Origin of the sequence: Tomitella biformata AHU 1821, assembly GCF_000524475.1 — a bacterium.
Taxonomy (GTDB): Bacteria; Actinomycetota; Actinomycetes; order Mycobacteriales; family Mycobacteriaceae; genus Tomitella; species Tomitella biformata.
In genome coordinates, this window is the sequence record NZ_BAVQ01000035.1 from 57,813 (window position 1) to 72,282 (window position 14,470).

General features: G+C 70.2%; 12 protein-coding genes and 1 pseudogene. 9 read left to right on the top strand and 4 right to left on the bottom strand.

Features of this window, described 5'->3' with window-relative positions:
- The first annotated feature begins 116 nt into the window (after positions 1–116).
- Positions 117–860 (top strand): ABC transporter permease, encoded by a 744-nt coding sequence (locus TBIF_RS11655; RefSeq protein ID WP_024794975.1) that lies wholly within the window; start codon positions 117–119, stop codon positions 858–860.
- On the opposite strand, the gene TBIF_RS11660 is transcribed toward TBIF_RS11655, so the two are convergent.
- Together TBIF_RS11660 and TBIF_RS24465 are read right to left on the bottom strand one after the other, a co-directional pair.
- Positions 857–2,476 carry an MDR family MFS transporter gene (locus TBIF_RS11660; RefSeq protein ID WP_024794976.1) on the bottom strand — a complete coding sequence of 540 codons (1,620 nt, stop codon included), beginning with the start codon at positions 2,474–2,476 and terminating at the stop codon, positions 857–859. The genes TBIF_RS11655 and TBIF_RS11660 overlap by 4 nt on opposite strands.
- Positions 2,473–3,108 (bottom strand): TetR/AcrR family transcriptional regulator, encoded by a 636-nt coding sequence (locus TBIF_RS24465; RefSeq protein ID WP_024794977.1) that lies wholly within the window; start codon positions 3,106–3,108, stop codon positions 2,473–2,475. Before TBIF_RS24465 ends, TBIF_RS11660 begins: the two co-directional genes overlap by 4 nt.
- Positions 3,109–3,225: 117 nt before the next feature.
- Here TBIF_RS24465 and TBIF_RS11670 point away from each other — a divergent pair, with 117 nt between their 5' ends.
- Positions 3,226–4,650 (top strand): WS/DGAT/MGAT family O-acyltransferase, encoded by a 1,425-nt coding sequence (locus TBIF_RS11670; RefSeq protein ID WP_024794978.1) that lies wholly within the window; start codon positions 3,226–3,228, stop codon positions 4,648–4,650.
- Here TBIF_RS11670 and TBIF_RS11675 read toward each other — a convergent pair.
- Complete coding sequence (locus TBIF_RS11675) at positions 4,647–5,243, bottom strand: CHAP domain-containing protein (protein WP_024794979.1); 597 nt, start codon at positions 5,241–5,243, stop codon at positions 4,647–4,649. The genes TBIF_RS11670 and TBIF_RS11675 overlap by 4 nt on opposite strands.
- Before the next feature lie 96 nt (positions 5,244–5,339).
- Here TBIF_RS11675 and TBIF_RS26265 point away from each other — a divergent pair, with 96 nt between their 5' ends.
- Positions 5,340–5,864: an ABC transporter substrate-binding protein gene (locus tag TBIF_RS26265; RefSeq protein WP_235174688.1), complete on the top strand. Its 525-nt coding sequence runs from the start codon at positions 5,340–5,342 to the stop codon at positions 5,862–5,864.
- 287 nt (positions 5,865–6,151) lie between these two features.
- Here TBIF_RS26265 and TBIF_RS26270 read toward each other — a convergent pair.
- Positions 6,152–6,883, bottom strand: a pseudogene (locus tag TBIF_RS26270) (MFS transporter); the annotation flags it as partial.
- A 169-nt stretch (positions 6,884–7,052) separates the two neighbouring features.
- Between TBIF_RS26270 and TBIF_RS11690 the strand changes: the two are divergent.
- The 6 genes from TBIF_RS11690 to TBIF_RS11720 are packed head-to-tail and all read left to right on the top strand — an operon-like array spanning position 7,053 to position 14,466.
- The gene (locus tag TBIF_RS11690) at positions 7,053–8,192 is read left to right on the top strand and encodes a YbfB/YjiJ family MFS transporter (protein WP_024794982.1); all 1,140 of its coding nucleotides are present in this window, start codon (positions 7,053–7,055) and stop codon (positions 8,190–8,192) included.
- A gap of 52 nt (positions 8,193–8,244) precedes the next feature.
- The gene (locus tag TBIF_RS11695) at positions 8,245–8,865 is read left to right on the top strand and encodes a TetR/AcrR family transcriptional regulator (RefSeq protein WP_024794983.1); all 621 of its coding nucleotides are present in this window, start codon (positions 8,245–8,247) and stop codon (positions 8,863–8,865) included.
- Between the two features lie 4 nt (positions 8,866–8,869).
- A complete protein-coding gene (locus tag TBIF_RS11700; RefSeq protein ID WP_024794984.1) occupies positions 8,870–9,592 on the top strand; it encodes a 3'(2'),5'-bisphosphate nucleotidase CysQ in 723 nt (240 codons plus the stop codon).
- Positions 9,589–10,494 carry a sulfate adenylyltransferase subunit CysD gene (gene cysD / locus TBIF_RS11705; protein ID WP_024794985.1) on the top strand — a complete coding sequence of 302 codons (906 nt, stop codon included), beginning with the start codon at positions 9,589–9,591 and terminating at the stop codon, positions 10,492–10,494. Before TBIF_RS11700 ends, cysD begins: the two co-directional genes overlap by 4 nt.
- Positions 10,494–12,329, top strand: coding sequence for a sulfate adenylyltransferase subunit CysN (gene cysN / locus TBIF_RS11710; RefSeq protein ID WP_024794986.1), 1,836 nt, complete (start codon positions 10,494–10,496; stop codon positions 12,327–12,329). The genes cysD and cysN overlap by 1 nt, the downstream gene beginning before the upstream one ends.
- A gap of 52 nt (positions 12,330–12,381) precedes the next feature.
- Positions 12,382–14,466 (top strand): heavy metal translocating P-type ATPase, encoded by a 2,085-nt coding sequence (locus TBIF_RS11720; RefSeq protein ID WP_051461493.1) that lies wholly within the window; start codon positions 12,382–12,384, stop codon positions 14,464–14,466.
- The last annotated feature ends 4 nt before the right edge of the window (positions 14,467–14,470 follow it).

Genomic DNA, 14,470 nt, shown 5'->3' on the forward strand with positions numbered 1-14,470 from the left:
GTCGGACCGGCAAGGTGGGGGTCGTGGTGGCCGCGGCCAACAATTCAGTCTCCCACGATTTCGCCCACGTGGAGGGGACGGGGACGGTCGAATCCAAACGGCATTACGCTCGTGCGGTGACCACCGAACTGGCGAGTCCCGGCCTCGCGCTGGTGGTGCTGTGCGCCGTGATGGTGCTCATAGCTGCGGCGGTCTACAAGTTCACCGCCCTCGGCCCCCTCGCGACGGTCCCCGGCGCGGTGGCGCGCGGCGCGGTGCAGCTGGCGGTGATCTCGCTGATCATCGCGGCGGCGCTCGCGAACCTGTGGTCCTCGCTGTTGGTGCTGGTGGGGATGTTCGCCGCGGCCGCCTTCACCTCTGCGCGCAGGGCGTCCGCGGGCTGGTCGGGGGCCTGGCTGACGATCGGGATCGCGGCCGGGATGGCCGCGGTGCTGCCGTTGATGCTGATCAGCGGGGTGGTGCCGCTCAAGGGAGTCGCGCTCGTGTCCATCGGCGGCATCATCATGGGCAACGCGATGGTGGCGACCTCGCTGGCGGCCCGTCTGGGCTTGGACGCCGTGGGGGCGCGCTGGGGCGAGGTGGAGGCGGGCCTGAGCCTGGGGCTGACCGTGCGCGACGCGCAGATCGACGTGGTCCGCTCCGCCGCCTCCTCCGCCCTGCTGCCCGGGGTGGACCAGACCCGCACCGTCGGCCTGGTCACCCTGCCGGGCGCGTTCGTCGGCGTGCTGCTCGCGTCGGGCTCGGCCACCGCGGCGGGCGGGGTGCAGATCCTGGTACTGGCCGGGGTGCTCCTCGCCCAGTCCTGCGCGGTCGCGGTCGCCGTGGAGCTGGTCGCCCGCGGGGTGGTCCGGCGCCGCTAGTCCACGAGGACCTTGTCGCGCTCGTCGTCGGGATCGACGGCCGCGACGGCGACCTCCTCGGCCGCAGCGTCGTTCTGCGCTGCGCCCTCGACGGACTCGTCCTTGCGCTCGATCGAGGTCGCCAGCGGCTTCTCGACGACGAAGCACAGGATGATCGCGGCGATGATCGCCAGCGGCGTCATGTACAGGAAGATGGGTGTCAGCGCGTCGTTATAGGACTCGATGATCGGCAGCCGCAGGGCGTCGGGCAGCTGCGAGACCACGCCGGGCGTCAGGGACTGGGTGTCGGTGCCGCCGGCGGCCTCGGGCATGCGGTCGAGCAGCAGGGTCGACAGCCGCGAGGTGAACACGCTGCCGACGACCGCGGTGCCCAGGGTGGCGCCGATCTGGCGGAAGTAGTTGTTCGACGCGGTGGCGGTGCCGACCTCCTCGATGGGGAAGGAGTTCTGCACGATCAGCACCAGCAGCTGCATCATGGTGCCCAGGCCGACGCCCATCACCGCGATGTACACGCAGATCAGCCAGACGGGGGAGCCGACGGTGACGGTGGAGAGCAGGAACAGGCCCAGGGCCAGGATCAACGCGCCGGCGATCGGCAGCTTCTTGTACTTGCCGGTCTTGGACACGTACTGCCCCGCGATGATGGAGGTCACGAGCAGCCCGCCCATCATCGGGATCATCAGCAGCCCGGCGACGGTGGCGCTGTGGCCGGTCACCATCTGCAGGTACGTCGGCAGGTAGGACAGCGCGCCGAACATCGCGACGCCGGTCAGCAGTCCCGCGACGGTGGTGAGGTTGAAGTTGCGGTCCTTGAACAGGTGCAGCGGCATCACCGGCTCCTCGGCGCGGCGCTCGATGAACACGAACAGCACGAGGGCGGCCACCGAGACGGCGGCCAGCGCCAGGATCGTGGGTGAGGTCCAGGCGTACTTGGAGCCGCCCCAGGTGGCGAACAGGACGATAGTGGTCGTCGCGACGGCGAGCACCGCCATGCCGGCGGTGTCGATCCGGGCCTTGACCTGCGCGCGCTTGGGCAGCCGCAGGAAGACCGCAGCGGCGATGAACGCCAGCAGGCCGATCGGCAGGTTGATCCAGAACACCCAGCGCCAGCCGGGGCCCTCGGTGAACCAGCCGCCGAGCAGCGGGCCGGCGACGGAGGACACCGCGAAGACGCCGCCCATGATGCCCATGTACTTGCCGCGCTCGCGGGCCGGGACCACGTCCGCGATGGTGGCCTGCGACAGGATCATCAACCCGCCGCCGCCGATGCCCTGGATGACGCGGGCGACGATCAGCCACGTCATGTCCGGGGCCAGCGCGCCCACGAGGGAGCCGCCGATGAAGATGCCGATCGCGATGAGCAGCAGCGACTTGCGGCCGAAGAGGTCGCCGAGCTTGCCGTAGACCGGCATCATGATCGTCGACGCCAGGATGAAGGCGGTGATCACCCACAGCATCTGGTCGATGCCGTGCAGCTCGCCGACGATCGTTGGCAGCGCCGTGCTCAGCACCGTCTGGTTGAGCGAGGCGAGCAGCATGGTGAGCATGAGGCCGCCGAAGACGAGCATGATGCCGCGTTGCTTCTGCTTCTCCTCGTGTGTGGCTGTGGTGGTCATGGGGTGGGCCTCGTGACTTCCTGGAAAATGTGAGTTAGTCCGCGGACGATCACGGTCTCTTCGGCCGGGTCGGACGCGTTGATCAATTTGGGGACCGCCACGCGCATGACGGCGCTGGCGGTGAGGATGACTAGCTGGGCGGCGTCGTCGAGGTCTGGGCTGCCGCGCCATCGGGGCTGTTCCGCGAGGCGGTCCACGACGAGGTCCTGCACCAGGTGCCGCACATCCTCGACGTGGGCCATGCCCTTGCGCACGAGGACGTCGTGTTTGCGCATCAGGGCGCGGCGTTGCTCGGGGCCGCTGCCGGCCGTCGCGTCACGGAACACGGAGATCAGGAGGAAGGCGACCTTCTCGACGAGGTCGTCGCCCTCCTCGAGCACGAAGCCGGCGGCCAGCTCGTCGTCGATCTCCGGCGGGCGCTGGCCCAGGATGGCGTCCTCCTTCGAGCCGAAGTAGTTGAAGAAGGTCCGCTGGGAGATGTTCGCCTGCTCGGCGATGGTGTCCACCGACACGTCGGCGAGCTGGTCGTGGGCCAGCGCGAGGCGGGCCGCGGCCTCATGGATGGCGTGCCACGTCTGCTCGCGTTTGCGCTCCCGCAGGGACGGACGGGCGGCCGTCGAGTTTTCGCTCATGCAGAGTTACAGTACAGCAAAGATGCAGTCCTGCAATATTAATGTGAGGTAGGTAATCGCGGAGCCGGACGCGGTGAAACGGAGATGGGCGGTCCGCCCCGCGTGGGAGCATGGACCATGGCCCTGATGTCGCCCGTGGATGCGGGATTCCTGCTGATCGAGTCCCGCGAGCACCCGATGCACGTGGGCGGGCTCTCGCTGTTCACGCCGCCGAACGGGATGGACCCCAGCGAGTTCGCGCGGTCCCTCCACGACGCGTTCCGCGGGGTCGAGGACATCCGGCCGATCTTCCGGCGCAAGCCCGGCCAGCTGCTCTCGAGCTTCTCGCCGGTGAGCTGGGCCGAGGATTTGGACGTGGACCTGGAGTATCACGTGCGCCTGCTCGCCTTGCCCAAGCCGGGGCGCGTGCGCGAGCTGCTGGAATTGGCCTCGATGCTGCACGGCACGCTGCTGGATCGGCACCGCCCGTTATGGGAGGCCTACGTGATCGAGGGCCTGGAGGATGGGCGCGTCGCGGTGTTCTCGAAGACCCACCACGCGCTGATGGACGGCGTGTCGGCCGCGCTGGCCTGGTACGGCTCGATGTCGCCCGACCCCGCCTTCCGCGACTGCGCCCCGCCCTGGCAGCGGCGTGCGCGACGCCGGCCTGCCGCGCCGGCCGAATCCGGCGGCTTCAATCCGCTGGCGGGTGTGGGCGCTGTGCTGCGGACCGCCCGCGACGTCGCGGGCGTGGGGCCCGCGCTGGTGGGCGAGGGCCTGCTGATGCTGCGGGAAGACGCTGCGGCGCAACCGTTCCAGGCGCCGCCCAGCATCTTCAACGTCCCGATCACCGGGGCGCGGCGGTTCGCCGCGCAGTCCTGGCCCAAGGGGCGGGTGCTCACCGTCAGCAAGGGCGCGGGTGTCTCGTTCAACGACGCGGTGCTGGGTATCTGCTCCGGGGCGCTGCGCCGCTACCTCCTAGAGCTCGACGCGCTGCCGGAGAAGCCCCTGATCGCGATGGTCCCGGTGTCGCTGCGGGGCATCGGGCCCGGCGGGCTCGCCCGGGGCCAGGGCGAGAGCGAGCCGGGCGGGGGCAACGCGCTGGGCGCGGTGCTGTGCGACCTCGGGACCGATCTGCTCGACCCCGCGTCCCGGCTGCACCGCATCCACGAGTCGATGGGCCAGGCCAAGGCGGGCATGGATGGGCGCACCACCTTGCAGATCACCGCGCTCAGCGGGCTCAACCTGATCGGGATGGGCCTCCAGTTCTTCCCCGGCGCGTCCCAGTTGGCGGGCCGCCCCGCGTTCAACATCGTCATCTCCAACGTGCCCGGGCCCGCGGAGGTCCAGTACTGGAACGGCGGCCGGCTGGAGAGCTCGTACCCGGCGTCGATCCCGATGGACGACCTCGCCGTGAACATCACCGTGATCAGCTACGCCGACACCCTGCAGTTCGGGATCGTGGGCTGCCGGCGCAGCGTGCCGAAGCTGCAGCGGCTGCTGGTGCACCTGGAGGACTCGCTGGCCGAGCTCGAGGACATGATCGAGCACGACGCGTATTAGCCCGCGACCTCGGGGGCCGGGGCGAGTCGGCCGAACCCGATCACGGCGGAGTCCTTGCGCCAGTCGACATCGTGGACGCGGATCTTGCCCAGCTCGTTGCCGCCGACGGTGGTGATGGAGTCGCCGTCCGCCGCGACGACGATATTGGTGTGCTGGCCGACGCCGATCACGTTGTCGTAGAGCACCACATCGCCCACCGTCGGCCGATAGCTGCCGTCGGAGGGCTCGTACCTGCCCTCGGCCTGGTAGTGCTCTTGCAGCGTGTAGACGCCGGGGATGCGCCAGTGCCCCGAGTTGGGGTTGGACAGCGGCTGGCCGGCCTCGCGCATGATCCAGCTGACGAAGTCCGCGCACCAGGGCTCCGTGACGCCCTCCGCGTAGAACGTGCCGGGCCGCTGGGTCTGGTGCTCTGCCCGCGCCAGCTCCACGATCCTGGCCTGCTCAGGGGACCATGAGCTGTCGGCTGAGGGGATGGATGCGGTGTCCCACGGGAAGTAGCGCTCGGGGGCGAGTAGCACCACGGCGGCGCCCGCGAGGGTCACCACCGCCACAAGGGCGGTGAGCCAGTAGGTGATGCGGCGGCGTCGGGTCATGCGGTCGAGGGTAGCGGCTGGCGCCTGGTGTGGACGGTCGCGGCGATCGGTATCGGCGACGCGGACGTGCTGCTGGCGCTCGGCGTCACGCCGGTCATGGTCCCGGTGTGGACGGGCTCGACGGACACGGGCATCGGCGTCTGGGCGGAGTCGAGCCTTACGGGCGACCGGCCGACGGCGTTGGCGAACGGCACCACGGACTTCAGCCTGGAGTCGGTGGCGGCAGCGGACCCGGACGTCATCATCGCCGTCGACAACGCCATCGACGAGAACCACTACGAGCAGCTCAGCGGCATCGCGCCGACGGTGCTGCATGCCGCGGACCAGACCGACTGGGTGCTGCCCTGGCAGGACGTGACCACCCGGGTCGGGGCGGCGGTAGGGCTGCCGGAGAAGGCGGCGAAGCTCGTCGCGGACACCGAGGCCGGGGTGACGCGGGCGCGGGCCGACAACCCGCAGTTCGAGGGCAAGTCGGCGGTGCTCATCACCGTCCGCCCCGACGGCTCCCTGCGCGCGTTCAGCCCCGACGCGGCCCGCTTCCAGCTGCTCACACAGCTCGGCTTCGTGCCGCCCGCCCAGCTCAGGACCACTTCCAGGACGGCGCGCTGTCCTTCGATGTGACGCCCGAGACGCTGAGCCTGCTGGACGCGGACGTGCTGCTGGTGGACAACTACGACAAGTTCGCGGACCAGCTCGACGCGATGGGCACCTTCGGGAACCTCACCGTCGTCAAGAACGGCGGGCTGATCAAGCTGGACCCCGTCGTCAGCGTCGCCGTCTCGCTGCCGAACCCGCTCACCATCCCGTTCGTCCTCGACGCATTCGTTGAGCATCCGGAAGTGCGCGCCCAGATTGGACTCCTCCGCGAGGGCCGCGATGGTGTCGCGCAGGGCCGCGCCCACGTAGAACCAGCCGAGCGCGTCCTGCGAGCCGACGCCGCGCTGGAGCTGCTCCGGCAACATGAGGTACAGCTGGCTATAGGTCAGTAGTTGGCAGCTGCACATCGCGGCGAAGGCCAGGAAGCGCTTGTTCACCAGCACGCTGCGCCACACGTCGGCCAGGGTGTAGGTCGACACGCGCTCGTCGGCGCTGGCGCGCGGGAGCAGGGCGAAGAAGCCGATCCACATCCCGACGAACAGCGCGGCGGCCACTGACGCGGTCCAGGAGAACGGGAACGCCAGCAGCGCGGCGCCCAGCGCCGGGCCGATGACGGTGCCGAGGCGGCTGCACATCTGCTCCAGGGCGAACAACTCGGTGCGGCGCATGACGCCGCGCTCCTTGAGGTCGCGGCCGAAGGACGCGTTGGTGGACTCCACCGCGGGGGCGAACTGCGCGGCCGAGAAGCCGATCATCAGCACCGAGATGATCACCGACGCGGTGCTTTCGGCGAACCCCAGCCACAGGAACCCGGCCACCCGGATCGCGATGCCGACGAGGATGACCGGCCGCACCCCGAACCGGTCGGCGAGGCTGCCGCCGAGGAAGAACATGCCCTGCTGGCTCAGCATCCGCAGGCCCAGGACGAGGCCCACGAGCCACGCCGCCAATCCCAGATTCTCCGACAGGTGCACGGCCAGGAACGGGATCACCAGATAGAAGCCGATGTTGAACAACGTCATCGACGCCAGCAACAGCTTCACCGTGGGCGGCAATACTGCCAGCTTGTCGAGGGCGCGACGCCCGGAGGCGGCGAGGGGGGTGTCGCACGACTTCAGACCCTATGGGCTGAATCGGCCCGGGCGGCAATCGCACTGCCGCGAGGCGCCGTCCCGGTGCGTAGTGTGACGCCCGGAAACGAGGTGCATGGAAATGGTGGCGAACGCGCGACTCGGCGGCGCGGGGGACCGCGGCAGGGGCTGGACGGCGCTGCAGGCCTGGGCCGGGCTCGCGGCGGCGATGGGCCTCGGCCGCTTCATCTACACCCCGCTGTTGCCGCTGATGGAGCAGCAGACCGGCTCCTCCCCGTCGGCCACCGCGGTGGTCGCCACCATGAACTACCTCGGCTACTTCCTCGGCGCCGTCGCGCTGAGCATCTGGCCGGCATGGGCGACCCGGCGCGGGCTGTACCGCGGGGCGATCGTCACCCTGGTGGTCAGCGAGCTCGCCATGATCCTCGCCCCCGACATCGGCCTGTGGTCCGGCGCGCGGCTGCTCGCGGGGTTGGCGAGCGCCGTCGTGTTCGTCTACTGCGCGACGGCCATCCTCGGCCGGGCCTCCCCCGGGTTGGCGTACGCGGGGATCGGCACCGGCATCGCCTGCTCGGGGCTGCTGGTCGTGGCGCTGGAGTCGCGTCTGGACTGGGCCCAGCTCTGGGTCGCCGCCGCCGCGCTCACCGCCCTGTTCGGGGCGCTGGCCTGGGGCCTGACACCCTCGCCGTGGACGGGCGGGCCGGCGACGGGAGCCCCGCCGCACGGATCCCGGACGAAGGGGGCGCTGCTGGTCCTGAGCTACTCCCTCGAGGGTCTGGGATACATCATCCTGGGCACTTTCTTGGTCGCGGCGGTCTCCGCGGACGGGCCGCGGTGGTCGGGTCCGGCGGCCTGGGTCGTGGTGGGGCTGGCCGCCGCGATCTCACCCACCCTGTGGTCGATGGCGCAGCGCCGCTTCGAGACGTTGAACCTGCTCGCGGCCGCGCTGGTCCTGCAGGCGATCGCCTCCGCGCTGCCCGCGCTGGTCCCCGGCACACCCGCGGCGATGGTCTCCGCGGTGCTGTTCGGCGGCACGTTCGTGGGGATCGTGATGTTGTCGATGGCGGCGGGCGCGCGGCTGGGGATCCCGCGCTCGGCGGCCGTGCTCACCGCGGGCTACGGGCTGGGGCAGATCATCGGGCCGGTGGCGGTGGCCCCGATGCTCGGCGGCGGCTACAACTCGGCGTTCATCGCGGCGGCGGTCGTGCTGGCGGCGGCGGCGCTGTTGACGCTGGCGATCCGCGACCGCGGCACAGAATGAACGGTGTTCAAACTACATTGAACAATGTTCATAGTTGCTCTATGGTGACGGTGTGGACATTGAGAAGACGTCAAACCCGCTCTACGGCGATGCCGAGGCCCGGCGCCGGGGCGTGCTCGACGCGGCCGCCGCGATCCTCGACGAGGCCGGCTATCAGGCGCTGACCATCCGCTCGATCGCCAAGCGGTCGGGCACCAGCACCGGCCTGATCTACCAGTATTTCTCCGACAAGCAGGACGTGTTCGCGGCGCTGCTGCGCGAGGGCCAGGACGAGCTGGCCGACCATATCGCCGGGCAGCCGCGTGAGGCGGGCGTCGCGGGCCTGCTCGCGGCGATCCTCCCGGCCGTCGCCCAACAGTGGGGCCGGGTGGGGCATCTCGCGGCGTCATGGCGGGAGAACGACAGCCTCGCCACCGCCAACCGCGACGGCATCCGCGAGCTCGCGGCCTCCACCGCCAGGCTGCTCGAGCGGCTCCGGGAGGCGGCCGCGGAGGCCGCCGCGGCCGAGGGGGCGACGCTGCGCGAGGACCCGGCGACGATCCCCTTCCTCTGGTCCGGGCTGACGGGGGTCGCGGACGCCGTGGCGAACCGCTGGGCCCGCGAGATCGATCTCGACGAATTCATCGACTATTCGGCCGGCGCGCTCGCGCGGGGCATCACTGAGAAGGGTTGACCACATGGACGACGCGCAGGCCGCAGCGGAGATCGCCACCGCCGCAGGAGCATTGCTGTTGATGGTGCGGGCCGAGATCGAGGGGCCCGCGCTGACGGCCGAGGGGGACGCGCTCTCCCAGCGGTTGATCGCGGCCATGCTCGCGGAGCGGTTCCCGCACGACGCGGTCCTGTCCGAGGAAGCCCCGGACGACCTCGCGAGGCTGTCGGCGGACCGAGTCTGGATCATCGACCCCCTCGATGGCACACGGGAGTTCGGCGAGTCCGGCCGCTCGGACTGGGCGGTCCACGTGGCCCTGGTCGAGCGCGGCGAGCTGGTCGCGGGCGCGGTGGCGATGCCCGCGCTGGGGGCGGTCTATGACTCGGCCTCGGTTGTCGCGCCGCGGATTCCGTTGCCGGATAGGCCTCGGGTGCTGGTCAGCCGCACCCGCCGCCCGGCGCCCGTGATGGCGATGGCCGCGGCGTTGGACGCGGAGCTGATCGAGATGGGCTCCGCGGGAGCCAAGGCGATGGCCGTGGTGCGCGGGGACGCCGACGTCTACGCGCATGCCGGCGGACAGTACGAGTGGGACTCCGCCGCCCCCGTCGCCGTCGCGCGGGCCGCGGGCCTGCACGTCTCGCGAATTGACGGCTCCGATCTGGTCTATAACCGGGAGAACCCTTGGCTGCCGGACGTTTTGATCTGCCGTCCGGAGCTAGCCCAGGGCGCGTTGGAGGCCCTGGCATGAGAGATCTGACCCACCTGGAGCGGCTCGAGGCCGAGTCCATCCACATCATGCGCGAGGCCGTCGCCGGCAGCGAGAACCCGGTGATGCTGTACTCCGTCGGCAAGGACAGCGCCGTGATGCTGCACCTCGCCCGCAAGGCCTTCTTTCCCTCGAAGCTGCCGTTCCCGCTGCTGCATGTGGACACCACCTGGAAGTTCCGGGCGATGTACGCCCTGCGTGACGAGACCGCCGCCGCAGGCGATCTCGACCTGCTGGTCTACACCAACCCGGAGTGCGTGGCCAAGGGCATCAACCCGTTCACGCACGGCTCCGCGGTGCACACGCACATGTGGAAGACCGAGGGGCTCAAGCAGGCCCTCGACAAGTACAAGTTCGACGCGGCGTTCGGCGGGGCGCGCCGCGACGAGGAGAAGTCGCGCGCCAAGGAGCGGGTGTTCTCCATCCGCACCGCCCAGCACCGCTGGGACCCCAAGGACCAGCGGCCGGAGCTGTGGCAGCTCTACAACGTGCACAAGGCCCCGGGGGAGTCCCTGCGCGTGTTCCCGCTCTCGAACTGGACCGAGCTCGACATCTGGCTGTACATCCGGCAGGAGCAGATACCTATTGTGCCGCTGTACTTTGCCGCCGAGCGCCCCGTCGTGGAGCGCGACGGCTCGCTGATCATGGTCGACGACGACCGGATGCCGCTCGAACCGGGGGAGGAGCCGCAGCTCAAGTCCGTGCGCTTCCGCACCCTGGGCTGCTACCCATTGACCGGCGCGGTCCAGTCCACCGCCGCCACCCTGGACGACATCATCGACGAGATGCTGCTCGCCACCACGTCCGAGCGCCAGGGCCGCGTGATCGACCGCGACGGCGCCTCCTCCTCCATGGAGCAGAAGAAGCAAGAGGGGTACTTCTGATGAGCCAGTTGCGATTCATCACCTGTGGCAGCGTCGACGACGGCAAGTCCACGCTGATCGGGCGGCTGCTCTACGAGTCCAAGCTCGTCTTCGAGGACCAGCTCAGCACCCTCGAGGCCGACTCGCGCCGCGACGGCACCCAGGGCGACGCCCTCGACTTCGCGCTGCTCGTCGACGGCCTCGCCGCCGAGCGCGAGCAGGGCATCACCATCGACGTCGCCTACCGCTACTTCACCACCCCCCACCGCAGCTTCGTCGTCGCGGACACGCCCGGGCATGAGCAGTACACCCGCAACATGGTCACCGGGGCGTCGACGGCAGAGCTCGCCGTGATCCTCGTGGACGCGCGCAAGGGGCTGCTGACCCAGACGCGGAGGCACTCATACCTGGTCTCGCTCTTGGGGATTCGGCACGTGGTGCTGGCCGTGAACAAGATGGACCTCGTCGGGTATGACGAGGGCGTGTTCGCCGCCATCGTCGCGGACTATGCGGAGTTCGCCGCGGAGGTTGGACTCGAGAACATCACCGCAGTCCCGCTCTCGGCGCTCAGGGGCGACAACCTCACCGGCATCAGCCCGAACATGCCCTGGTACAGCGGCCCGACGCTCATCGCGCACCTCGAGTCGGTGGAGGTGCAGGACGCGGCAGCGCAGGGACCCTTCCGCCTACCGGTGCAGTGGGTGAACCGCCCGGACCTGGACTTCCGGGGCTTCGCGGGGCAGATCCTCGGCGGCGTCGTCGCGCCGGGCGATCGGGTGCGGGTGCTGCCCAGCGGCCAGACCTCCACGGTGGCAAGGATTGTCACGATGGATGGCGACCTCGAGCGGGCCCGGGCCGGGCAGTCCGTGACCATCACCCTCGAGGACGAGATCGACGTCAGCCGCGGCGACGTCCTCGCCGCCGCGGACTCCCCGCCCGGGGTGGCGGACCAGTTCGAGGCGCACATCGTGTGGATGGACGAAGGTGAGATGCTGCCGGAGCGGCGCTATCTCTGCCAGATCGGGACCGCGACGGTGCCGGCGCGGATCACCCGCGTCAAGCACAAGGTCAACGTCAACACGCTCGAGAAGACGGCCGCGGAGACGTTGGCGCTCAACGAGATCGGGGTCTGCAACATCAGCTTCGACCGGCCCGTGCCGTTCGACGTCTACGCGGAGAGCCGGGACATGGGCGGGCTGATCCTCATCGACCGGCTGACCAACCGCACCGTGGGCGCTGGGATGGTCCTGCACGCGCTGCGCCGGGCGGACAACATCCACTGGCAGGCCGTCGACATCAACGAGGCGTCGCGGCGCAAGCTCAACGGCCATGGGGCGGCGGTGATCTGGCTGACCGGGCTGTCCGGCTCCGGCAAGTCCACCATCGCGAACGCGCTGGAGAGGCAGTTGCACGCACGCGGCTGCCACACCTACCTGCTCGACGGGGACAACGTCCGGCACGGCCTCAACCGGGACCTGGGCTTCACCGAGGCGGACCGGGTGGAGAACATCCGCCGGGTCACGGAGGTCGCGGCGCTGATGGCGGACGCCGGGCTGATCGTGATCGCGTCGTTCATCTCGCCGTTCGCCTCCGAGCGCCGCGCGGCCCGCGACATCATCGGCGAGGGCTTCATCGAGGTCTTCGCAGACGCCCCCCTAGACGTCGTGGAGGAGCGGGACCCGAAGGGGCTCTACCGGAAGGCCCGGGCCGGGGAGCTGAAGAACTTCACCGGCATCGACTCGCCCTATGAGGCACCGGAGGATCCGGACCTCCGCATCGACACAACCGCGACCACTCCAGAGGAGGCCGGCGCGCTGCTGCTGGACCGGCTGCGGGCGAAGGGGATCATTGGCTGACCGGGGGCGAGCGCCCTCGACAGATACCCTATAGGGGTATACCGTGGTCCGCATGGACGAGCATCAGCACGAACATCACGGTTCCGTCGTGGACGTCGACGAGCACGCCGGGCACTCGGGCCACGACGGTCATGAGGGCCATGGCGGCCATGAGGGGCACGTGGCGCAGTACCGGCGGATGTTCTGGATCATGCTGGCCGTCGCGGTCCCGGTGGTGCTGCTCAGCCCGATGTTCGCATCGATAGTCGGCTATGGCCTGCCGGATGTCGCCTCGCTGACGTGGGTCTCCCCGATCCTCGGCACCCTCATGTACGCCTGGGGCGGCAAGCCGTTCCTGACCGGGGCGGTGGACGAGGTCAAGGCCCGCCAGCCCGGCATGATGCTGCTGATCGCGCTGGCCATCACCGTCGCGTTCGTGTCCTCGTGGGGCTCGACCCTGAAGATCCTCCACCATGACCTGGACTTCTGGTGGGAGCTGGCGCTGCTGATCGTGATCATGCTGCTGGGGCACTGGATCGAGATGCGCTCGCTGGCGCAGACCACCTCCGCGCTGGACTCGCTGGCCGCGTTGCTGCCCGACGAGGCCGAGCGGGTCGACGACGGCGATGTCATCGTGATCGTCGACCCCGCGGACCTGGCGGTCGGCGATCTCGTGATCGTCCGCCCCGGCGGCCGCGTCCCAGCCGACGGCGCCATCGAGGAGGGTTCCGCCAGCTTCGACGAGTCGATGGTCACCGGCGAGTCCCAGGCGGTCCGGCGTGACATCGGGGACAAGGTGGTCGCCGGCACCGTCGCCACGGACTCCGGTGTGCGCGTGCGGATCACGGCCATCGGCGACGACACCTCGCTCGCCGGCATCCGGCGGCTGGTGGCGGATGCGCAGAGCTCCTCCTCCCATGCGCAGCGGCTCGCGGACAAGGCGGCGGGCTGGCTGTTCTGGTTCGCTCTCGGCAGCGGCGCGATCACCGCGGCGGTGTGGTTCGCGATCGGGCAGCCGGACAACGCCGTCATCCGCGTCATCACCGTCCTGGTCATCGCGTGCCCCCATGCGCTCGGCCTCGCGATCCCCCTCGTGGTGTCCATCGCCACCGAGCGGGCGGCCCGCGGGGGCGTGCTGATCAAGGACCGCCTCGCGCTCGAGAGCATGCGCACCGTCGATACCGTCCTGTTCGACAAGACCGGCACCCTGACCAAGGGGGAGCCGACCGTGACCGCAGTCGCCTCGGCAGGGGACCTCGACGAGGATCTGGTCCTCGCCCTGTCCGCCGCCGCGGAGTCCGACAGCGAGCACCCGCTGGCCAAGGCCATCGTCGCGGCGGCTGCCCACCGCGGCCTGGCCGTGCCCCGCTCCACCGATTTCACCTCGCACCCCGCGATCGGGGTCAGCGCTGAGGTCTGGACCGCCGGGGCCGGCGGCGTGCGCGTCCAGGTCGGCGGCCCGCATCTGCTGGCGCAGGAGGGCGGCCGGGAGCTGGCCGTCGCGGACGCCTGGCGCGCGGACGGCGCGATCATCCTCCACGTCCTGCGCGGCGGCGTGGTGGTCGGTGCGCTCAAGCTCGCCGACGAGATCCGCGAGGAGTCCCGGCAGGCCATCGACGCGCTGCACGTCCGCGGCGCACAGGTCGTGATGATCACCGGCGACGCGGCCGCCGTCGCGCACTCGGTCGCCGCGGAGCTGGGCATCGATCGCGTCTACGCCGGCGTCCGGCCGGAGGACAAGGCGGCCAAGGTCTTGGAGCTCCAGGGCGAGGGCCGCACGGTCGCGATGGTCGGAGACGGGGTGAACGACGCCCCCGCGCTGGCCCAGGCCGATGTCGGCATCGCCATCGGCGCCGGCACGGACGTGGCGATCGCGTCGGCGGGGGTCATCCTGGCCAGCGACGACCCGCGTTCGGTGCTCTCGGTCATGGAGCTCTCGAGTGCGACCTACCGCAAGATGAAGCAAAACCTGTGGTGGGCCGGCGGCTACAACCTTCTCGCGGTGCCCCTGGCCGCGGGGGTTCTCGCGCCGATCGGCTTCGTGCTGCCGATGTCCGTTGGCGCGGTGCTCATGTCGCTGTCCACCATCGTCGTGGCGCTTAACGCACAGCTGCTCCGCCGGCTGGACCTGCGGCCGGAGGTCAGCGCGCGGGTTTAGCCGC